The organism is Rickettsia sp. 109562A South Dakota, from assembly GCF_055791265.1.
This window is the reverse complement of record NZ_CM147703.1, coordinates 317,800-340,039: the sequence shown is the minus strand read 5'-3', so window position 1 is coordinate 340,039 and position 22,240 is coordinate 317,800. Positions and strand designations below refer to the sequence as shown.

The window sequence follows — 22,240 nt, the reverse complement described above, 5'->3', positions numbered from 1 at the left end:
GTGGCTTGTACCTGAGGTATCCAAAAATACAACTAAAAAGTATGCATCGTTTAAACATTTTTAACTGGATGCCGTGATCAAGTCACGGCATGACAATAAAAAAAAGAGGGACTAATATGATAAAAACCGATTTTATGAGTTATAAAGGTTATTTAGGATCAGTGCATTTTAATACTTCAGAAGAATTATTTTTTGGCAAAGTAGAATTTATAAGAGATTTAATAACTTACGAAGCATCTGATGCTAAAACTTTAATAAAGTCATTTCATGAAGCTATAGATAGTTACTTAGAAGATTGCAATATAGTCGGTAAAACTCCCGATAAACCGTTTAAAGGTAGTTTTAATGTTAGAATCGAGCCTGAATTACATAAAGAAGTAAGCTTATATGCTATGCAACATGGTTATACCTTAAATGGAATAGTTAAAAAAGCTTTAAATGAATTTATCAAGTGTTAGTTAATAGCTATAAATTATATAAAAAGATCGCCTAAACTTTCTTATAGTAACATATAATGTTATGCTAATATTAATTATTGTTCTTTTTAAGGTAATATATGAATATTTCTTTAACCCCTGAACTTGAAAAATATGTAAATAAACAGGTAGAAAGTGGCTTTTACCATTCTTCAAGCGAAGTTATAAGAGCAGCCTTGCGTTTAATGGTTAAATCTGAACATGTTTCTCAAAACGCTCAGTTTGAAAACTATAAAATGTGGCTTAATCAAGAAATTCAAGTTGGTTTAGACCAAGCTGCTGAAGGTAAATTAATTCCCGGAAAGAAAGCTTTACAAAATATTAAAAATTTTCGCAAAGAGCAGTAAACTCTAATGTCTAATTATAGTTTTTCATTAACCTTGCAAGCTGAGCAAGATATCAAAGATATTTGGCTTTATATAGCAAGTGATAGTGTTAGGGCAGCTGAAAAAAGGTAATAGAATATTTTGAGCAATCTTTTTATAAATTAGCTGTTAATCTAAGTATGGGAAGTAGACGTGAAGATTTAACAAATAAAGCTGTACGCTTTTGAAATCGCAATATAGAAAATTTTTAAATCCTCATAGATCATAATTCATTGCTAATTTCCTTAAAGTAGGGTTATACTTACTGATGTATAAAAATAAGGTATAGCACATATGACCAATGAAAATAATAATGATTCAGAATTTGCCGAATTAAAAATCAGAGGAAAAATATTTAAATTACCTATACTTAAAGCAAGTATCGGTGAGGATGTAATCGATATAAGTAGGGTATCTTCGGAAGCTGATTGCTTTACTTACGACCCCGGCTTTATGTCTACTGCTTCTTGTAGATCCACAATAACCTACATAGACGGTGATAAAGGAATCCTACGACATCGAGGATATGATATTAAGGATTTAGCCGAGAAAAGCGATTTTTTAGAGGTAGCATATTTATTGATTTACGGAGAATTACCAAGTAGTGAGCAGTATAATAATTTTACTAAAAAAGTCGCTGTTCATTCATTAGTGAATGAACGACTACATTATCTGTTTCAAACATTTTGTAGCTCTTCTCATCCTATGGCTATTATGCTTGCGGCTGTCGGTTCTCTTTCGGCATTTTATCCTGATTTATTGAAGTTTAAGGAAGCAGACTACGAACTTACCGCTATTAGAATGATTGCTAAGATACCGACCATTGCTGCAATGTCTTATAAATATTCTATAGGACAACCCTTTATTTACCCTGATAATTCGTTAGATTTTACCGAAAATTTCTTACACATGATGTTTGCAACGCCTTGTACGAAATATGAAGTAAATCCGGTAATAAAAAATGCTCTTAATAAGATATTTATTCTGCATGCCGACCACGAGCAGAATGCTTCTACCTCAACAGTAAGAATTGCCGGCTCATCCGGAGCTAATCCTTTTGCTTGTATTAGTACAGGTATTGCCTCACTTTGGGGACCTGCTCACGGCGGGGCTAATGAAGCGGTAATAAATATGCTTAAAGAAATCGGTAGTTCTGAGAATATCCCTAAATATATAGCTAAAGCTAAAGATAAAGATGACCCGTTTAGGTTAATGGGCTTCGGTCATCGTGTCTATAAAAACTATGACCCACGTGCCGCAGTACTTAAAGAAACTTGTAAGGAAGTATTAAAGGAACTCGGGCAGCTAGAAAACAATCCGCTCTTACAAATAGCAATAGAACTTGAAGCTAGTGCTCTTAAAGATGAATATTTTATTGAGAGAAAATTATATCCAAATGTTGATTTTTATTCGGGTATTATCTATAAAGCTATGGGTATACCGTCACAAATGTTCACGGTACTTTTTGCAATAGCAAGAACCGTAGGCTGGATGGCACAGTGGAAAGAAATGCACGAAGACCCTGAACAAAAAATCAGCAGACCGAGACAGCTTTACACCGGTTATGTACATAGAGAGTATAAGGGTATTCGAGAGAGAAAATGACTCGTAAAAATTTAAAACCTATTCATCCGACTATTGAGAAATTAAACTTATCTCACAAAGTAAAAGCGTATTTTAATAAACTAGAATTTTATGAAATCATAGAAGATAAAATTATTTTAAGTGATGAATTTAATGATTTAGATGAAGCATTAGAAAATCGTTGGAGTTTTGGAGTTGAATTAAAATATTGTACTTTTGATGATTTAAAGGTTTTTTATCAGGCTATAATTAATGCACGCAAAAATTTTTTAGAAAAAAATCATATTAATAAAAAGATGATTTTTTATACTTGGTACGATCCAATGTCCGGTAATTTTTACTTTTCAACTGTACCAAAAGATTGGAAAAAATTACCAAAAGACAAAGAAGTACCTCTTGGCTGTATTGTGTATAGAGCCGAAACTATTGACGATATTATATTGGAGTTTATCAACGATAAATATAAAGGAAGAATACCATTAGATGAATTAACTCCTGTTGATCCTTCAGAAGATGATGACAATGACGTAAGTAATTTCACACTAAATGTATATTGGACAGATTTATAATAATAAAACTTACTAATAACTATTAAATTTTTAAAAACTTATACGAATAACAAGAAAATAAAATGAATTTTATTGATGAAGTTAAAATATACATAAAAGGTGGGAACGGCGGCAATGGTTGCGTTAGTTTCCATCGTGAAAAATTTATTGACAGAGGCGGACCGGACGGCGGTGACGGAGGGCGTGGCGGTAGTGTTATTTTTAGAAGTAATCACCATCTTAATACGCTAGTAAATTATCGATATAAACAGCATTTTACCGCTGAAAACGGCGAAAACGGTAAAGGTTCAAATAGAAGCGGCAAATCAGGAAAATCGTTAGTTCTTGATGTCCCGATCGGTACGCAAATCTTTTCGGAAGACGGTAATATATTATTGCATGACTTTACTGAGGATGATCAAAGCTTTGAAATAATTAAAGGAGGAAGCGGCGGTCTTGGTAACAGCCATTTCAAAACATCGGTTAATCAAGCTCCAAGGAAGCGTACAGAAGGAGAGGTCGCCGAAGAAATGTGGATTCATTTAAGCTTAAAACTTCTCTCTGATGTTGGACTTGTGGGTCTTCCAAATGCCGGTAAATCTACTTTTTTATCAGTTGTAACTGCCGCTAAGCCTAAAATTGCCGATTATCCCTTTACTACTTTAGTACCGAATCTTGGAGTGGTATATGTTGATGACGAAGAGTTTGTCATAGCCGATATTCCGGGCTTAATTGAGGGAGCTCATCAAGGTCATGGTCTTGGTGATAAATTCTTAAAACATATAGAGAGATGTAATGTATTAATACATTTAATAGAAGGCTCTAGTAATGATGTAGTTGCAGATTATAATACGGTACGCCTTGAACTTGAATCATATTCCGATTATCTAAAAAACAAAATCGAAATCATATGTCTTAATAAATGTGATGTTCTTACCGATGAGGAAATACAGGCAAAAATAAATAAGTTGCGGAAAGTTACTAATAAAGCAGTTTTTCCTATCTCTACCTATACTAATACCGGAGTAAATAAAATAGTCAAACTTGCTTTAGAGGCTATAAAAAATCAGGAGTAATATTACCTAGCGAGGAGGTATTGTTGCGTGGATCGAAAAACGTACACGGTATCCAAAAAACAATAAAAAAGACCAATAATTTTAGTATTTTAAACTGGATCCCGCTACAAGCTCGCGGGATGACAGGGGGGATCGAGTCATGCAACAAGGTCGATCAAGTCACGGAATGACAATAAAAAAATCGATCTATGCAACAAACCATATAGTCGCTCGCAATGACGATTAGCAAACTTTAAATCAAAGTAATACGTTGCTCTTCTGCTTCTAGATATTTCTCTAGTTCTTCCTTAGTATATTTCTTTTCTTTAAGCTTTATTTCATTATTAAATATATATTGTACAGCTTTATCTTCTAAAGCAGGGCCTTTAAGTCCCTCAATTGCTCTAGGATTATTTTTATAAAAATCAAAAATCATATTTTCCTGCCCGGGAAAATTACGTGCTTGTTGCATAATAACTTTTCTTAAATCATTAGGCTCTAATTGCAAATTTTTAGATTTTGCATATTCAGCAAGTAATAAACCTATTCGCACACGGCGTAATGCTAATTTGTTATAATATTCTGTTATTTCTTTAGAGGATTTATCTTTCAATAATGATTCATCTTGTTCATTTTTATCGGTCTCTGACTTTAAAATATTTTTTTCTTGCTCTAATAAAGATTCCGGTACATCAAAATCTAACAATTTTTCTAACTTATCAAATAAGTTCATTTTCATTATAGTATTAATAGCTTCTTCCGACTCATTTTCTATTTGTTTAGCAAAATGTGTACGCAATTCTTCAAGGCTATTACTTTGGAATTTTTTAGCAAATTCGTCATCAATAAGGGTAGGTTCTGCAGTATGTACTGCTTGAATTTGTACTACAAAACGAGCATCCTTACCTGCTAAATCTTTAGCATGGTAATTTTCAGGAAAAGTAACATTAACATCTACTTCACTACCTGTTTTAGAACCTATTAATTGTTTCTCAAAACCGGGAATAAGTGCATTACTACCTATTACTACCTTAAAATCATTTAATTTACCGCCTTCAAAAGTTTCATCCTTAATATACCCAATTGCATCAATAGTAACCTGATCTCCGTCCTTTATTTTTACTTTACTTTCTTTGGTATAACTTTTTGTTAATGCAGCAAGCTTTTCTAGTTGTTCTTCAACATCTTTAGGGTTTACTTCTAATTTTGGACGATCTAGTGAGATTTTCTTTAAATCCGGAATAGTAATTTTAGGTAATAGCTCTATTTTTACGGTAAATTCTAAAGCTTTGTCGGGTTCATTTTGCAATTCTTCAATTTTGGGTCTACCGATTATATTTAGATTATGCTCTTTAATAACGTGATTTACCGAATGGTTAATTCTTCTTTCTATTATATCATTCCTGACGGAAGTACCGTATTTTTTCTTAACAATTGAAACCGGTACTTTACCGGCTCTAAAACCTGCTATTTTAACTTTTTTGGTTAAATCAAGCAATTCTTTTTGAATATCGTCATCTATCTCACTTAAAGGAGTAGAGATTTTTGCATGAAAATCCAATCCTTCGTTTTTTAATACGGTAATTCCCATTTTAATAATCCATTAATTCTATATGTAGTTTGCTAATCAAAATAAACCAAAGAGTCGAAATATGCAATAGTTTTTATATACTCGATGAACTTGAAAAATTGGTGACAATGTCTTTGTAAGTCTTCGGATGCTGAACGTTTATTATACGCTCCGCTCCTTGGCTTACAGACCGATTACTCTTTTTCAAGTTGATCTTCGTTTAACAACTTTTTATTTTACAGGAATAGAGAGTACAAGCTTATTAAGCAATAAGATTCAAACGTACTTCTTCGTTAAGTTCTTTTGTAGACGACAATTCTATGCCAAGCTCGGCAAATATCTTGACTAAAGCTACAGATAAATCATTGATCATTTCATCGGTATGGGCAGGGGTTGGGATGATCCTTAAGCGTTCTGTACCCCGCGGTACAGTTGGAAAATTTATATGTTGAACGTAAATGCCATATTTATTAAGTAACATATTTGAGGCTTTAGCCGCTTTGATCGGATCGCCGATAATTATCGGTACTATATGACTCTCATTTTTCAAATAAGGTATATTAAAACGTTCAAAAGAGTTTTTAAGCTTTGCAACTACTTCTTGATGTTTTATTCGTTCTTCATTCGATTCTTTAAGATGTCTAATACTATGCGTTGCAGCGGTAGAAATTACCGGCGGAAGCGCAGTAGTAAAAATAAATCCTGAAGCGGTTAGTCTTATAGCATCGACTAAATTATGATCGCTCGTGATATAACCGCCGATAGTGCCGTATGCTTTGGCAAGCGTACCTTGAATAATATCGATTTGATTGCTACAATTAAGAAGCTCTGCAATGCCCCCGCCATGCTTACCGTATAAACCGACCGTATGAACTTCGTCGATAAAGGTTAAAGCGTTATATTTTTTGGCTAAGTTAATTATATCTTTGATAGGTGAGAAGAAACCGTCCATAGAGTAAGCCGATTCAAAAACAATAATTTTCGGCCTATTAATATCGACTGATTGCAGAAGCTCTGCTAGATGCTTAACGTCTAAATGTCTATATATATATTTCTCGGCTCTTGAACTTGTAATTCCTGCAATTATTGATGCATGATTTAGCTCATCGGAGAAAAATACTATATCCGGCATGATTTTAGCAAGGCTTGCAAGCGTTGTATCATTTGCAACAAAACCGGATGTAAAAACTAAAGCTGCTTCTTTATTGTGTAAACTTGCAAGCTCTTTCTCAAGTTCAAGAATGGCGGTATTATTACCGCCGATATTGCGGGTTCCGCCTGATCCAACACCGTATTTTAGTAAAGCATCTATAGAAGCTTGCATTACTTTTGTATGTTTACTCATACCCAAATAGTCATTAATGCACCACATAACTATTTGTTTATCTTCATGCTCTGCAAAAGGAAAATTATCTGCTTGTCTTTTTAAAGCTTTAAATTCTCGATATCTTCCTTCGCTTTTGATCTTATCTATATGTTTGCTAAATATAGTATCGTAATAAAACATTAGAACTATTGGTTTGTTAGAAATTTTTTACGTGAATTGTAAAACGCACTGTGTCATACCGTGGCTTGACCACGGTATCTATAAAAACAATAAAAAATATTATTATTTCTACTAGATCCCGCGATCAAGTCGCGGGATGATAACGGATTTCACGTTTGCAACCATTCTACATTAAAATTAAAGAAGTTTAAAGTTATAATATGGCTTTTTGTACAATATCGTTTAATCTCTTTGAAAACGCACCGGTATCAGCGACAGGTTCGCCCTCTAAAATACAGGCTTGATCAAATATTAGATTAACTAGCTCTTTATTATTTTTATTATTTGCTTTTAAGTCGTGAAAGATTTTCTCTATAATTTTATTTTTAGGATTTAGCTCTAAATTTTTAGCGGAGGCATTAGCTATTTGCTTTTGCTCTATTAAAAACCTCTCCATACGAATATCCATAGCAGATTCGCTAACTGCAAGACAAGCAGGGCTTGAAGTAAGTTTTTTGGATATCTTAACATCACTAACTAAATCCCCTAGTGTCTCTTTAAAATAATCGGTTAGCAATTTATATTCATCATCGGATTTTTTACTATCTGTATTTTTTTCCTCAGATGGTGAAGTAGTTTGCTCTACATCGATATCGCTTCTAGTAGCAGATTTAATAGCATGCCCTTTATATTCGCTATTAACATTTACCCAAAAATCATCAACAGTATCGGTGAAAAGTAATACATCGATATTTTTACTCAACAATCCTTCGATTTGCGGGCTTGAAAGTAATTTATCGGGATTATCACCGCTTAAATAATATATAGTATTTTGCCCTTCTTTAAAATTCGCTATATATTCGTCAAGGCTGATCATTTTATTATGCAAGGCACTTCTGAATATACATACCTCTAATAATTTTTCATGATCGGTAGTAGCCTCACATAATCCTTCTTTTAAAGCACCGCCGAAATTAGCCCAGAACTTATTATACTCTTCAGGTGATTCTTCTTTCTTTTTCTTAAGTTCACCAAGCACTCTTTTTGTAATAGCATTTTTGATTTTCTCAAGTACGCTATTATGCTGTAGTGATTCACGGCTAATATTTAGCGGTAAATCTTCTGAATCAACCACACCTCGTAAAAATCTTAAATATGACGGAATTAAATCAATATTCTCATCAGAAATAAATACTCTTTTTATATATAATTTTACTCGCCTTTTGTGATCAGGATGGAATAAATCAAATGTTTTGCTTGAGGGAATGAAAAGTAGGTTAGTAAATTCTATAGCACCCTCGTTTTTATTATGCAGAGTAATCCACGGATCGTCTATGGCGTAAGATAAGCTTTTATAAAATTCTTTATATTGTTCTTCCGTAATTTCTGATTTCGGTCTTGTCCATAATGCAGATGCGGAATTTAATTGTATTTCGCTGTTGCCGTTCTCATCAAAGAAATATATCGGTACTGCTATGTGATCGGAATAGCTTTTAACAATATGCTTTAACCTGAAATGATCAAGGAAATTATCTTCTTCCTTTTTGATATGTAAAACGATTTCCGTACCTCTTGTGAATTCTTTATCTGAATTTGAGACGGTATATTCACCAAGCCCGTCTGATTCCCAAACATGGACTTTATCTTCCCCTGCTTTTCTTGAAGTTACAGTCACTTTATCGGCTACCATAAAACTTGAATAAAACCCAACGCCAAATTGACCGATTAGCATATTATCTTTTTTAGAATCACCAGATAAGTTTTTAAGAAAATTTGCCGTCCCTGATCTTGCGATGGTACCAAGGTTCTCGATTAAATCCTCTTTATTCATGCCTATACCGTTATCACGAATAATAATTTGTCCGTTATTCTTATCAATTTTAACCGTAATTTTAAAGTTACTATCGCCTGCTACTAATGTATTATTACTTTGAGATAAATAACGTAGTTTATCGCAAGCATCTGAAGCATTGGAAATTAACTCTCTCATAAAAATTTCTTTATTACTATAAAGAGAATGAATCATTAAATTTAAAATCTTGCCAACCTCGGCATCAAATTTTTTCTTTTCTTGTGTCATATTAAACCAATTTATAAATTATTTGTTCCTCATTTTAAGGAAATTTAAGCTTTGTTGCATAGCTTGGTAAATACTCTTAATGTCATTCCCGCGTAGGCGGGAATCCAGTTATCAAATATGTAATTTTTGTACCAATATTAATTTTGTTTTTCTGGATTCCCGCCTACGCGGGAATGATATCGGCAGCCTAGCAACAACATCCTCTTATTTAATATAGGAATTAATAATCGAATTTAAATAGTCTTCATCAATATTTTTTATCAATATCGTTTTTAAGCTATGAGTATGACCTTTAATAATTTTGATATTACTGCGTGATAATTGCCATTCTTTTGCTAGGTAATTTATGATTTCTTCATTAGCTTTACCTTGCTCAGCTGCAGCTTTTATAGATAATTTTAGATACGGAATATTGTTAATAATTACAAAATTGCTAATTAGATTCTGTTTAGAATTAGGCTTTACTTTAAGATTAAGTAAAGCCTGATATGAAGAAGAATTGTAATTGTAGAACTTATCCATGAATATTTTTTATCACATTTGCTTATTATTTCTAATAAAAAAAGAATCCTTGAAAAATTTTGCTTAAACTGATATAAAGTTTACCGTAAATGTTTAGCACCCTTAGCTCAGCTGGATAGAGCAACAGATTTCTAATCTGTGGGTCAGAGGTTCGAATCCTTTAGGGTGCGCCATTCTTTATTTTTCGATAAATTTGTAAGTGTATAAACCAATCACACTTTGAACTGTATCGATTATCCTTGATTAACTGCTGAATCTTTTACAAACCAATAAACTAGGATTATAGTTGCTAAAATGCAAAATAACTAAAAGTTATTAATATACCTAAAGTTAAAAAGCTACTTATTATTGCAATTTTTTAATTTTTGTTTTTAATTGTAATCAACTATTATTAATATAAATAAAATAACTTTTTATGGAAGATTTAAGCTCTTGGAAAGAAAAGTTTGAAATTTGTGTTTATGGTAAAAAATTACTTGATAAACTTGAATATTTAAACACTAAAGTAAAAAACCCTGTTGATATAGAGGAAATTAAAAAAGGTATCTACTACGCCCGCAAATATCACGGCTCTCAAATGCGTAAATCGGGTGAACCTTATTATTCTCACCCGATCGAAGTGGCTTATATGTTTGCTGAATTTGTAGCCGAAGAAGTACCTAAGCTCTATAACGCTATTATGCTGCAAGCCGCACTGCTTCACGATACTATTGAAGATACAGAACTTACCGAAGAAGTAATAACCACCATTTTTGGGCTAGAAGTTGCAAAGCACGTAGAGGGTTTAACTAGAATCAAACCTTACGGAAAAATAAGTAGTGAGGAAAGTCTGAATTTGCTAGTTAGACAAAAAAGATATGATACTGCACTCATAAAATTATTTGATCGTATACATAACATCCAAACTTTGGGAGCTAAATCACCTGAGAAAGCGAAAAAGATTATTGAAGAGACTTTAGCAAATTTTGTGACTTTAGCTATGTATTTGGAAATACCAATTGTACAAAGTAAAATCATACAACTCTGTTTTCAATATTTACATATTATACAACAGTCTTTTGGGTATAATTTACAAATGGCTCTTTAGGATAATTTCCAACCTCTTTTTCTAATTTTATAAAATGATCTAATCCAAATATATAACCTACACCTATTGGAATTGTTATGATAACTAATCCCCAATTACCACAAATTTTTACTAAATACATAAGACCACACGTATTTATTATATGCATTAAAGCATGGACTATAGCAAAAATATAGCTAGTTGCTCTAAAACGCTTAAATATAGGAAAATGTTTAAAAAATATAGGTATTGCTGAAGATATATCAGGTCTAAGTAACATGGTAAGAATTTGGATTATAAAAATCTCAGTTACAGAACTTGCGTGGTTCAATAAGTATGGGCTGGTTAAGCTAAAAATAAAGTACATGTATAATTGCACTTTAAGAACTTTCAACGGATATATTTTATAATTTAAATAAGTTAAAAATGTTAATCCTAGTAAATAAACCATTGAAACATAAAAATTTTGTCTTATAACATCTGCAGCACTATATTCAAAGTTAGTTTTTAAAATGTTACCGCACAAAATATAAGCTATGTAAAAACATACAGGCCATATGCATTGTATCAAGAATAAAGATAAAATGGTTTTTTTGTTAGTTTTCATTGTCCATATTATATTATTTTGAAGTAATTTTTTATCTAATTTAACTTGCTCTAAAATTTTTTGTAGTTGAAGCTTTGCATTGGCAAATTCAGGCGTTTCTCGTAATGTGCGGTTCTCGCTAATGTTCCTACAACAGCAATAATTGCACCGATACCAAATGCATAACGCCAATTAAAGCCATAAGAAGTAACAATAGTAGCAATCCCTAAAGCCGCGAAAGTTCCTACAGTAGCGAAAACCGTAGCTAAGGCTACAATAGGATATTGTATTGGAGTTGAGTAAACTCGGTTAAATAAACTTCTGTTCCTATTACCTTTCCCATTGAGGACATACCTTGAACAATTCTACATAATATTATTATAATAGAAGCTGTTATACCAATTTCATTGTAAGTAGGAAGTAATGCCATTACTAAGTAGCCATCATCATAGTTGTTATAACTACTGTAGTTTTTCGCCCATATGTGTCGCCTAAATATCCAAAAACGAGTGCCCCTAAAGGTCTAAAGATAAAAGTAGCACATAAAGCTGCTATAGAGTAAAGCGAAGTAGCATAAGTATCAGCTTTTGGAAAAAAAAGCTCATTAAGAAGTACAGACATATGGACATATAGTATAAGATCAAAATATTCCAATAAGGTTCCTACCGATCTAACCCTACAGCTTGTTTCTGCTCTTTAGTTAAGCTTCTTTGTTCTTTTTCGTAGCCTAGCATAATTTTTGTATAAAAAATTAAATTGTAAAAAAACTTATACTGTTTTATATAAAAGTCAATAGGAGATTTCGCCTTGTATTAGGTATTGCCTAAAAAGAATTGTTTGGGGTAGCCTAGTGCTTCTATGTCATTCCTAGCTAAAAGCGGGAATCCAGAAAAAGGCGAAATTATTTGAACTTTTAATTTTAAAGATTCAGCGTATTTATACTTTTTAGCGAATGGATTCCAGCTTTTAGCTAGGAATGACATAGAACGCTTTTTTAGAACCATGCAACAATATCGGTTTCTTTTCGCCGTGATTATTCTGAATTCAAATACTAATTATCACAAATCAGAGGAATATCTAATATATTAGACCAAACTTTATCCCAACCTTTTGCGTGAGAAATATTAGGAAAAGTTTGCTTTTTTACACACGGTGAGCTGCTTGTTTTTACGTAAAGTTCTGCTATGAAAGGCGGAACGCTTTTGTCATCCATGCCGGCGAGATGTAATTGCGGGATATTATTAACCTGCTTTGCATAATTTATTGGGTTTAACGATTTAACTAAGTAACCACGATAATTATGATATTTATCAAACTTTTTAGTATCTAAATTACCGGCAATCGTTATAATATCTTTCACATTACTATTTTGACTAGCGATTAATATTGTAAGTCCACCACCGCCTGAAAAACCGACTAAGCTAAATTTTTGTCCGTTATTAATAATATTTATGACATTGTTAATTGCATCTACGACTTCTTGCCCCATTCTTTTATCTAACCAATAATCGCTAATGCATTTTGGGTTCATTTCTAAAGGCGTATATTGACAAGGTCTTGCTATATAAACGACATTCGGTCTTTTATCGATTGTAGCAAGCTTCAAGAGCATCGGATTAACGGGAGTAGGATTATCGGAATTAGCGGATCCATCTGCAAGATGCCCATCCCCTTCAATATAGAATACAAAAGGTAAGTTACGGTCGGTAATACGCTGATAAGTCGTAAGAGTAAAATTACCTCCGTTTACTAGCTGCATCTGAAAGTTATTGTGAGTTGCTATATCTTGCGAATGCTTTACCCTACTAGCTACATCATGAGTAGTAGAACACCCTGAAAGAAATATTGGTATTAAAAATATTATTGCCCAAATAAAATTTTTCATAACAATTTTGATTAAAACGGTATTTCGTCGTCTAAGTCGCTATGATCAAAGGAATGATTTTTAGTTTCAGGATGTTTATATTCGTTATGTCCTGAATCTTGAGTATGATTATTAGAGTTTTTACTATCTAATAATATTAATTGTGAATTAAAGTTTTGTAACACAACTTCCGTGGTATATTTTTCTTGACCTGAATTATCATTCCACTTACGGGTTTGCAATGAACCTTCAATATATAATTTACTACCTTTTGTAACATAGCGTTCTACAACAGATACTAACCCTTCACTAAATATCACTACTCTATGCCATTCGGTTCGTTCTTTTCGTTCGCCGGTGACGCGATCTTTCCAAGTTTCGGTTGTTGCTAAGGAAAGATTAATGATTTTTTTTCCTTCTCCCGTAGTTCTAATTTCAGGATCACGCCCTACATTACCTATTAATATTACTTTATTTAAACTACCTGCCATAGATTACTACCTATTTTAAAATATTATTATTGCAATAATAAAATAAAAGAGCCTATAATACTACAGGTTTTTTAAAAAATATCTCAAAAATTTTGTAGTGCAGTGATTATGAACCAAGAATATATTAAGGTACGTGGTGCTAAAGAGCATAATCTAAAAAATATAAATGTTGATATTCCAAGGAATAAATTTGTTGTTATCACCGGTCTTAGCGGTTCAGGCAAGTCTTCTTTAGCGTTTGATACTATTTATGCAGAAGGACAAAGGCGATATGTTGAAAGTTTATCTTCATATGCAAGGCAATTCTTACATTTACAAAATAAACCGAATGTGGAATCTATTGCCGGATTATCGCCTGCTATTGCAATTGACCAAAAAACTACTTCTAGAAATCCGCGTTCTACGGTCGGAACTATAACGGAAATTTACGATTATCTTAGGTTATTATATGCAAGGGTGGGTATTCCTTACTCTCCGGCAACCGGTCTTCCTATACATAGCCAAACAGTTTCGGAGATGGTAGATATAATTAATGAATTACCTAAAGGTACGAAAATATATTTACTCGCTCCTATTGTTAGAGGACATAAGGGTGAGTTCAAGCGTGAAATTATGAATCTGAAAAAGCAAGGCTTTCAGAAATTAATAGTTAACGGGGAAGTTTGCGAAATTGATGATTTACCGAAACTTGATAAAAATAAGAAGCATAATATAGAAGTAATCGTTGATAGAATAGTTCTAGACGAAAATTTAGGTAATAGGCTTGCAGATAGCTTAGAGAGTTCGTTAAACCTTGCCGAGGGGATTACTTATTTAGAAATTGTAGAATTGCCGTCGGCAGTTAAGACCGAGTTTGAAAAAAATCAGCGTATTACTTTTTCCGAGAAATATTCTTGTCCGGTATCTGGTTTTCAGCTTACTGAAATAGAACCTCGAATCTTTTCTTTTAATAGCCCGTTTGGAGCATGCCCTAAATGTGAAGGAATAGGTAAGGAGTTGTTCTTTGATAGAGACTTAATTGTTCCGGATCAAAGAATATGTATTAAAGACGGTGCAATAGTGCCTTGGGGTAGCACATCCTCTAAATTTATCCTAGAGACATTAAAGGCTCTTGCCGATCATTATAAATTTTCTATTGAAGTACCTTTTGTAAGTTTATCACAAAATGTTAAGGACATTTTATTTGAAGGTTCAGGAGAAGAAGCAATACAATTTGAGTTTTACGACGGTTCTAAAACGCAAATAATAAAACAACCTTTTGCTGGTATAATACCAAGTTTGCAAGAAAAGGATCGTACTATAGAATCGGTTTTAATTAAAACAGAACTTGCTAAATTTAAGTCAAAACATAAATGTACTGCTTGTAACGGATATAGATTAAAAGACGAAGCATTATGCGTTAAAATAGCAAATCTTCATATAGGCGAAGTAGCAGGTATGAGTATTGCAGCCTTGCAAAAATGGTTTAGTCACTTAGAAGAAAAATTAAATAAAAAGCAATTATTTATTGCCGAGCGTATACTTAAAGAAATTACCGAGAGATTAAAATTTCTTATGAATGTCGGGCTTGATTATCTAACGTTATCACGAGAAGCCGGTACTTTATCGGGAGGGGAAAGTCAGCGTATTCGTCTTGCATCTCAAATAGGTGCAGGACTTAGCGGTGTTTTATATGTACTTGATGAGCCGTCTATCGGTCTTCATCAACGAGATAATACAAGATTAATTGAGACACTAAAAAGGCTTAGAGATCTAGGTAATACCGTTTTGGTAGTCGAGCATGACGAAGAAACAATGTATAACGCAGATCATATTATTGATATAGGACCAGGAGCCGGTATTCACGGTGGACGTGTTATTGCGGAAGGGAATGCTGAAGAAATAAAGAATTTTGAAGAAAGTATTACAGGTAGGTATCTAAGCGGTCGTCAAACAATTAAAGTACCTTCTGAAACACGAGTAGGGCATGATAATAGGGCAATCGAACTACTGGGAGCGGTTTCTAATAATTTAGATAATGTTGATATCAAAATTCCGCTTGGTACGTTTACTGCTATAACAGGAGTATCGGGAAGCGGTAAATCAAGCTTGATGATTCATACGCTATATAAAGCGGCTTTAAAGCATTTAGAACCAACTAGCAAAGTATTTCCCGGAAAATATAGAGAGTTAAAAGGACTTGAATATGTTGATAAAATTATCGATATTAATCAATCTCCAATAGGTAGAACTCCTCGTTCAAATCCTGCGACTTATACAGGTGCATTTACTCATATTAGAGATTGGTTTGTAGAATTACCTGAATCAAAAGCTAGAGGGTATAAAGTAGGCAGATTTTCGTTTAACGTTAAAGGCGGTAGATGCGAAGCATGCCAAGGTGACGGGCTAATTAAAATAGAGATGCACTTTTTACCTGACGTATATGTAAAATGTGATATTTGTAATGGTCACAGATATAATAGAGAAACTCTTGAAATAAAATATAAAGGTAAATCAATTGCCGATATATTAATGATGACGGTAGAAGATGCGATGCAATTTTTTGAGAAAATCCCGTTAATCTACGAAAAACTAATTACCTTAAATGAGGTCGGGCTTGGCTATATTAAAATCGGTCAATCTGCTACTACTCTTTCAGGAGGTGAGGCACAGCGTGTGAAGCTTGCTAAAGAATTATCAAGACGTTCAACCGGTAAAACGCTTTATATACTTGATGAACCGACTACGGGATTGCATATCGACGATATTAATAAATTGTTGAAAGTGTTACATAAACTTGTTGATATGGGCAATACCGTTTTAGTTATCGAGCATAATCTAGATGTTATAAAAACAGCAGATTATATTATTGACGTCGGTCCTGAAGGCGGTGACAAAGGCGGTAAGATAGTTGTATGCGGTACTCCTGCCGACATTGCTGCATGCATCGATAGCCATACCGGTAGATATTTAAAGCAGTATTTGAAATAAGTCTAATGCCTATGATCGTGGTGGTGAGTATAGAAGCCTAGAGAAGAAAGTGCATTTGAAAATTCAGAGTTAGGAGTTATTTCGTTTGGTATTCCGCTGCAACATATGTGACCGTTTAAGCATATCACTTGATCGGAGTTTTTTATTACGGTAAATAAATCGTGCGAGATCATAAAAACCGTAATATTTAGCTTTTTACGAAGCAGAGTAATAAGCCAGTAAAATTCTTGTTGACTCGTTACGTCTAAAGACTGCAACGGTTCATCTAAAATAATTAAGTCGGGCTTATTAACTATTGAACATGCAAGAACCACTTTCTGAAACTGCCCTCCTGAGAGCTTAGAAATTTCTTGATCTTTTATATGTTCTAAATCAATAAACGAGTTCATCTCTTTAATATTGTTATTGAAGTTACTTGGTGCTAATAGATCTAAAAATTTTTTCACTGTGATAGGTAAGTCAGGGCTTAGCCCGAACTTCTGCGGTACATATCCGATTTTTAATTTGGGATTAATTATAATCTCGCCGCTTGTCGGTTTTTCAAGCCCAAGCATTAATCGTACTATGGTAGTTTTACCTGCACCGTTAGGTCCGATTAAAGTAGTAATGTTATTTTTTCTGACAGTGAAACTAACGTTATTTATCGGCAATTTATTACCGAATTTTTTAGATACGTTACGAAACTCTATTATAGGTTTTTCCATTTATTTATCTATGGAATAAATTCCTATTAGTTCTGCCTCGGCAAGTAGTTTTTGCAAAGCTAACACTAAATCTTGTTTGCTAGCATTCTCATCAAGTTCAAGATAATCATTTAGAGCGTATAGTTTGAAAAAATAACGATGAGGTTTACCGGCAGGCGGACAAGGACCGCCGTATTTTTTTTCTTTCCAGCTATTATTTAAAATTTTAATATTGCTATCTATTTGTCCTTCTGAAAGCTCAGTAATAGAAGCAGGAATATTATATATTATCCAATGATCCCATATACCGTGCGGCGGTGCTATTTCTACCGGTGCATCCGGATCATCCATGATAAGTGCAAAAGATTTAGTATCTGAAGGAGCATTATTCCACTCTAAATGCGGTGAAACATTCTGTCCTTTACAAGTGAATTTATCAGGAATACGGTCATTATGTTTAAACGCCGTACTTGTTATTATAAAAGTCATAATTATTTACTTCTATGAGTGTTGTGTATGTCATTCCCGCGAAAGCGGGAATCCAGCTTTTTTGGGTGTCATCCCGCGAGCTTGTAGTTGGGATCCAGTCTTTTTTAGTTTTTTCTGGATTCCCGCTTTCGCGGGAATGACATAGAACTACTTATCAATTCACAACTTGCCATTGTCCGTCAGGTTGGCGGCATGCATTACCGTATGCTTTTTGCTGTTTTCCGCCTATTACAACTGTTTGAGTGTACTCACGGCAATATTGACCAGCGCTATTTTTATAAGTTTTGCTAGGCGTTACATAACCGTAATTACCGTTATCCGGATTACGCCATTCTACGCTAGTACCGCTAGGCGTTGCTTCTAAAGCTCTTTGCGAGGTGAGTTCTGCAAGTCTTCTATCCTGCTCATCCATACCTACACCGATTTGATTACCAAGGATAGCACCTAGTAACGCTCCGGCACCTACTCCAATAAGCTGTCCTTTACCTTTACCGAACTGAGAACCAAGTAACGCACCTGCCGTACCGCCGATTAGCGTACCGCTACCTTGCTTATTCATACCGCCCGGACCGGTACATGCTTGTAACATAAAAGCTGCAAGAGCTATAATCATAATTTTAGATAATAGTTTCATATAAATTCTCTCTAAATTAATATATAATTTAATAAGTATATGGTTTTTAGAATTTTGTAAAGTATAAAACTCATTGAATTTTATATTTTCTTTGTTAAACTAACAAAACTAAATTGGAAAGATTTGTCATGGATACTAATAGCCGTAATCGGTTAATAAAATCGGCATCTTATTTATCTGTTACTACGGCATTAATTATTTTAAGTATAAAATTATATGCTTGGGTTGTTACCGATTCGCAATCAATACTTGCTTCTTTAATTGACTCGATGCTTGATATAACTTCCTCCTTTATTAATTTAATAGCTTTAAGGTTTGCTCTGCAACCACCTGATCATCATCATCGATTCGGGCATGAAAAAATGCAGGATTTAACAATTTTTTCTCAATCGATATTTTTCTTGGCTTCGGCTTTTTTTGTAGGTTTTTCTTCGGTTAAATCTTTATTTGGAAAAACAAAACCGGAGAATATTAGCGACGGTACTACTGTAATGTATGTATGTATATTCCTAACAATTATTTTAGTACTTTATCAAACTTATGTAATTAAAAAAACAGGATCGGAGATAGTAAAAGCCGATAAGCTTCATTATTTCACGGACTTACTAACTAATGTTATAGTAATTATCTCTGTAAATTTAAGCGATCATTTTTGGTTTGTTGATCCATTATTTGGGGTAGTTATTTCGTTATATATATTTCACGCTTCTTATTCTTTATTTAAAAAGGCATTTAAAAATTTAGTAGATCATGAATTACCTGAACAAGATAGGCAAAAAATTATCTCGATAGTTAATAACCATTTAGGTGTGAAAGGTATGCACGAAATGAAAACTAGATATGCCGGTCAAAAAGCTTTTATCCAGTGCCATTTGGAAATGGACGGCAATATGTCGCTTTATAATGCTAATAAAATTAGTGATGAAATTGCTTTTGAAATATTGCAGGAATTTCCGGAAGCTGAAATAATTATTCACCAAGATCCGTATGGACTCGAAGAACATGTAAATTATCGTGAATATATTGTTAGATAAAGAAACTAGTTTTAATAACTTTTTCATGCAGCAAGCTTTAAAACAAGCCAGGATTGCTTTTGATAAAAATGAAGTTCCGGTTGGAGCAGTGATTGTAGATAGATTAAATCAGAAAATTATTGCTAGTAGTCATAATAATGCCGAAGAAAAAAACAATGCTCTTTATCATGCTGAAATCATTACTATTAATGAAGCATGTAACATTATATCTTCTAAAAATTTAAATGATTATGATATTTACGTTACTTTAGAGCCTTGTGCTATGTGTGCGGCAGCGATTAGCCATAGCAGGTTGAAACGTTTGTTTTATGGAGCATCTGATCCTAAACATGGGGCTGTTGAAAGTAATTTGCGATATTTTAACAGTAGTGCTTGTTTTCATAGACCGGAAATATATAGCGGAATTCTTGCCGAAGATTCGGGGCTATTAATGAAAGAGTTTTTTAAAAAAATAAGAACTGCTATTCCTAATCATGGTAGAGCATTGTTACGTAACTCAAATGATGTCATTTCAGTGAAAGTGGGACATTGTTGCATGGCTCGAAAAATAGCCCAAATGTCATTCCTGCGTAGGCGGGAATGACATAATAGTCATGTAACAGCATCGCTTTTAACTAGGAATGACATCGAGAGTAAGAAAATAAAATATGTTAAAACTATTAACCCCCTATTATTTTAATAAATTATCAAAGGTTATAATACCTATATTAACTATATCTACTTTCGTAATGACGGTTATAGGTCTTTATTTAGCCCTCATAGTTTCGCCGGTAGATTATCAACAAGGTGAGTTTGTACGCATTATGTATGTTCATGTACCTGCTGCTTGGATGGCCCTTGGTATTTATGTTTTTATGGCAGCATGCAGCTTTAGTTATTTAGTATGGAAAACTACTATTAGCTATTTGCTAGCTGTAGCTTCTAGTTACATTGGAGCTACTTTTACTTTGATTAGTTTAGTAACAGGCTCTTTATGGGGAAAGCCTATATGGGGAACATGGTGGGTTTGGGATGCAAGACTTACCTCTATGCTTATATTATTTTTATTATATTTAAGCTATATTATAATAGTGAATAGTGCGGATAATATAAGAAAGGCACAAAATCCTGCTTCGATTATTGCTCTTATCGGTTTGATTAACATACCGATAGTAAAATTCTCGGTAAATATTTGGTATAGCCTGCATCAGCCAGCTAGTGTTTTAAGACTTGGTTCTCCTACTATTCATTCTTCAATGTTGAAACCCTTAATTATTATGTTTATAAGTTTTGTGCTATATTTTTTATTAATACTAACTATGCGAACTTCTGTATTAATTTATAAAATTAAGAATCGATAATAAAATGACTTATGTTGTAACCGATGAATGTGTAAAATGTAAATATACCGATTGCGTTGAAGTATGTCCCGTAGACTGCTTCTATGAAGGGGAATTCATGCTAGTCATTAACCCCGATGAATGTATAGATTGCGGCGTATGCGTTCCTGATTGTCCTATATATGCCATCAAACCCGAATCACCGGCGTTAATAGAATGGGTAGAACGTGCAAAAGATTTTATAGAGAATAAGGGATGGAAAAATATTACCAAAAAAAAGCCTGCTTTGCCTGATGCCGATAAATTTAAAGATGAGAAAGATAAGTTTAATAAATACATGTTTGCTGAAGTATACTCCGAAGTAAAATGAAGAGTTAGTTATACGAAGTTCAACTTGAAAAAGAGCCAGGAATCCACAGAGTGAGGAACGGAGCGTATTAATACGTGAGTACCATAGTTCTTGTAGGATTACTTAGTCAATTTTTCAAGTGGGGGGAGTATATATGTGTTTATTTGGTCACAAAACTTAATAAAAGCTTTTTATATGAATCTAATTGCCGATTAAATATAGAACTAAAAAATATAATATGTTATATATACCATTAAGATAATGTTTAATTATTTAATTTGAGGTGCTAATCATGAAAAAGTTACTTTTAATAGCTGCTACAAGTGCAACAATTTTATCTTCTACCGTATTATTTGCTGATGGCATGGATAATGAGTGGTATTTAAGAATAGATGCCGGTGCAGCAATGTTTAATAAAGAAAAAGATAAGGCAACCGGTGTTAAATTAAAATCTAATACGACTGTTCCCGTTGATTTAGGTATCGGTTATTATATTTCCGAAAATTTTAGAGCTGATTTAACTTTAGGTACTATAATCGGTGGAAAGGTAAAGAAATCCGGAACTGCGACTAATGCACCTTTTTCCGGTACTAATGTTTCAGTAAGCCATAAACCTACTATTACACGTTTACTTATTAACGGTTATGTAGATTTAACTAATTTCGATATGTTTGATGTTTTTGCTGGTGCCGGTGTTGGTCCTTCATTAGTTAAAGAGAAAATTACATATAACGGGATAACCGGTCTTGCATCTACAACTCAAAACAGAACTAATATCTCTTACAAGCTAACTTTAGGTACTTCTGCACAAATTGCCGACGGTGTCAAAGCAGAATTAGCTTATAGCTGGATAGATGACGGTAGAACAAAAAGTAAAAACGTAGTGTACCAAGGGCAAAACGTACAAACCGGTGGAATGCGTTATCAAAGCCATAACTTAACAGCAGGTATAAGATTTGATATATAATTACACAAGAATATATTAATAGTTTTAAGTAATAACCTAGTGTCATACCGTGGCTTGACCACAGTATCCAAAAAAACAACTTAAAATACTAATATTATTAGT

The 22,240-nt window shown here is 33.4% G+C and carries 23 protein-coding genes and 1 tRNA gene; 13 read left to right on the top strand and 11 right to left on the bottom strand.

The features are described from left to right. Window positions 1-116 precede the first annotated feature (116 nt). The 5 genes from ACIAS7_RS01960 (at window position 117) to obgE (ending at window position 4,049) form a co-directional block, all read left to right on the top strand. On the top strand, window positions 117-458 hold the full coding sequence (locus ACIAS7_RS01960; RefSeq protein ID WP_473199120.1) for a type II toxin-antitoxin system HicB family antitoxin: 342 nt from the start codon (window positions 117-119) through the stop codon (window positions 456-458). Window positions 459-556: 98 nt separating this feature from the next. After that, window positions 557-823: a type II toxin-antitoxin system ParD family antitoxin gene (locus ACIAS7_RS01955; protein WP_473199119.1), complete on the top strand. Its 267-nt coding sequence runs from the start codon at window positions 557-559 to the stop codon at window positions 821-823. Between the two features lie 312 nt (window positions 824-1,135). Then, window positions 1,136-2,446, top strand: coding sequence for a citrate synthase (locus ACIAS7_RS01950; protein ID WP_473199118.1), 1,311 nt, complete (start codon window positions 1,136-1,138; stop codon window positions 2,444-2,446). After that, window positions 2,443-2,994, top strand: coding sequence for a hypothetical protein (locus ACIAS7_RS01945; RefSeq protein ID WP_473199117.1), 552 nt, complete (start codon window positions 2,443-2,445; stop codon window positions 2,992-2,994). Before ACIAS7_RS01950 ends, ACIAS7_RS01945 begins: the two co-directional genes overlap by 4 nt. A gap of 62 nt (window positions 2,995-3,056) precedes the next feature. After that, the gene (gene obgE / locus ACIAS7_RS01940) at window positions 3,057-4,049 is read left to right on the top strand and encodes a GTPase ObgE (protein WP_473199116.1); all 993 of its coding nucleotides are present in this window, start codon (window positions 3,057-3,059) and stop codon (window positions 4,047-4,049) included. Between the two features lie 232 nt (window positions 4,050-4,281). Here obgE and tig read toward each other — a convergent pair whose 3' ends face one another. From tig to ACIAS7_RS01920, 4 genes are all read right to left on the bottom strand, one after another. Continuing rightward, the gene (gene tig, locus ACIAS7_RS01935; protein ID WP_473199115.1) at window positions 4,282-5,619 is read right to left on the bottom strand and encodes a trigger factor; all 1,338 of its coding nucleotides are present in this window, start codon (window positions 5,617-5,619) and stop codon (window positions 4,282-4,284) included. A gap of 241 nt (window positions 5,620-5,860) precedes the next feature. After that, window positions 5,861-7,105, bottom strand: coding sequence for a 5-aminolevulinate synthase (gene hemA, locus ACIAS7_RS01930; RefSeq protein WP_473199114.1), 1,245 nt, complete (start codon window positions 7,103-7,105; stop codon window positions 5,861-5,863). 193 nt (window positions 7,106-7,298) lie between these two features. After that, entirely contained in the window at window positions 7,299-9,164 is a 1,866-nt protein-coding gene (gene htpG / locus ACIAS7_RS01925; RefSeq protein WP_473199113.1) for a molecular chaperone HtpG, read from the bottom strand. Window positions 9,165-9,368: 204 nt separating this feature from the next. Beyond that, complete coding sequence (locus ACIAS7_RS01920; protein ID WP_473199112.1) at window positions 9,369-9,686, bottom strand: A1G_07140 family DUF167 domain protein; 318 nt, start codon at window positions 9,684-9,686, stop codon at window positions 9,369-9,371. A gap of 96 nt (window positions 9,687-9,782) precedes the next feature. On the opposite strand from ACIAS7_RS01920, the gene ACIAS7_RS01915 reads away from it, so the two are divergent. Both ACIAS7_RS01915 and ACIAS7_RS01910 read left to right on the top strand, forming a co-directional pair. Then, window positions 9,783-9,859, top strand: a tRNA-Arg gene (locus ACIAS7_RS01915). 242 nt (window positions 9,860-10,101) lie between these two features. Next, window positions 10,102-10,773: an HD domain-containing protein gene (locus ACIAS7_RS01910; protein ID WP_473199111.1), complete on the top strand. Its 672-nt coding sequence runs from the start codon at window positions 10,102-10,104 to the stop codon at window positions 10,771-10,773. Here the strand turns inward: ACIAS7_RS01910 and ACIAS7_RS01905 are convergent. From ACIAS7_RS01905 to ACIAS7_RS01890, 4 genes are all read right to left on the bottom strand, one after another. Next, window positions 10,730-11,359, bottom strand: a complete 630-nt coding sequence (locus tag ACIAS7_RS01905; RefSeq protein WP_473199110.1) for a hypothetical protein — start codon at window positions 11,357-11,359, stop codon at window positions 10,730-10,732. The two genes, ACIAS7_RS01910 and ACIAS7_RS01905, sit on opposite strands and share 44 nt — an antisense overlap. 411 nt (window positions 11,360-11,770) lie before the next feature. Continuing rightward, window positions 11,771-11,959, bottom strand: coding sequence for an MFS transporter (locus ACIAS7_RS01900; RefSeq protein WP_473199109.1), 189 nt, complete (start codon window positions 11,957-11,959; stop codon window positions 11,771-11,773). Window positions 11,960-12,389: 430 nt separating this feature from the next. After that, window positions 12,390-13,223: an alpha/beta hydrolase family protein gene (locus ACIAS7_RS01895; protein WP_473199108.1), complete on the bottom strand. Its 834-nt coding sequence runs from the start codon at window positions 13,221-13,223 to the stop codon at window positions 12,390-12,392. An 11-nt stretch (window positions 13,224-13,234) separates the two neighbouring features. Further along, window positions 13,235-13,693: a single-stranded DNA-binding protein gene (locus ACIAS7_RS01890; RefSeq protein WP_473199107.1), complete on the bottom strand. Its 459-nt coding sequence runs from the start codon at window positions 13,691-13,693 to the stop codon at window positions 13,235-13,237. 108 nt (window positions 13,694-13,801) lie between these two features. On the opposite strand from ACIAS7_RS01890, the gene uvrA reads away from it, so the two are divergent. Continuing rightward, a complete protein-coding gene (gene uvrA / locus ACIAS7_RS01885; RefSeq protein WP_473199106.1) occupies window positions 13,802-16,663 on the top strand; it encodes an excinuclease ABC subunit UvrA in 2,862 nt (953 codons plus the stop codon). A gap of 2 nt (window positions 16,664-16,665) precedes the next feature. Here the strand turns inward: uvrA and ACIAS7_RS01880 are convergent, their stop codons facing one another. The 3 genes from ACIAS7_RS01880 to ACIAS7_RS01870 form a co-directional block, all read right to left on the bottom strand. Then, window positions 16,666-17,367, bottom strand: a complete 702-nt coding sequence (locus ACIAS7_RS01880) for an ATP-binding cassette domain-containing protein (protein ID WP_473199105.1) — start codon at window positions 17,365-17,367, stop codon at window positions 16,666-16,668. After that, on the bottom strand, window positions 17,368-17,835 hold the full coding sequence (locus ACIAS7_RS01875; RefSeq protein ID WP_473199104.1) for a YbhB/YbcL family Raf kinase inhibitor-like protein: 468 nt from the start codon (window positions 17,833-17,835) through the stop codon (window positions 17,368-17,370). A 154-nt stretch (window positions 17,836-17,989) separates the two neighbouring features. Then, window positions 17,990-18,469 carry an RT0821/Lpp0805 family surface protein gene (locus ACIAS7_RS01870; protein ID WP_473199103.1) on the bottom strand — a complete coding sequence of 160 codons (480 nt, stop codon included), beginning with the start codon at window positions 18,467-18,469 and terminating at the stop codon, window positions 17,990-17,992. A 128-nt stretch (window positions 18,470-18,597) separates the two neighbouring features. Between ACIAS7_RS01870 and ACIAS7_RS01865 the strand changes: the two genes are divergently transcribed. From ACIAS7_RS01865 to adr, 5 genes are all read left to right on the top strand, one after another. Further along, window positions 18,598-19,503, top strand: coding sequence for a cation diffusion facilitator family transporter (locus ACIAS7_RS01865; protein ID WP_473199102.1), 906 nt, complete (start codon window positions 18,598-18,600; stop codon window positions 19,501-19,503). Next, window positions 19,484-20,086 (top strand): nucleoside deaminase, encoded by a 603-nt coding sequence (locus ACIAS7_RS01860; RefSeq protein ID WP_473199101.1) that lies wholly within the window; start codon window positions 19,484-19,486, stop codon window positions 20,084-20,086. The genes ACIAS7_RS01865 and ACIAS7_RS01860 overlap by 20 nt, the downstream gene beginning before the upstream one ends. Window positions 20,087-20,150: 64 nt before the next feature. Further along, window positions 20,151-20,843, top strand: a complete 693-nt coding sequence (locus ACIAS7_RS01855; RefSeq protein ID WP_473199100.1) for a heme ABC transporter permease — start codon at window positions 20,151-20,153, stop codon at window positions 20,841-20,843. Between the two features lie 4 nt (window positions 20,844-20,847). Continuing rightward, window positions 20,848-21,192 (top strand): ferredoxin FdxA, encoded by a 345-nt coding sequence (gene fdxA, locus ACIAS7_RS01850; RefSeq protein ID WP_473199099.1) that lies wholly within the window; start codon window positions 20,848-20,850, stop codon window positions 21,190-21,192. A gap of 271 nt (window positions 21,193-21,463) precedes the next feature. Then, window positions 21,464-22,138 carry an adhesin Adr gene (adr, locus tag ACIAS7_RS01845; protein ID WP_473199098.1) on the top strand — a complete coding sequence of 225 codons (675 nt, stop codon included), beginning with the start codon at window positions 21,464-21,466 and terminating at the stop codon, window positions 22,136-22,138. The last annotated feature ends 102 nt before the right edge of the window (window positions 22,139-22,240 follow it).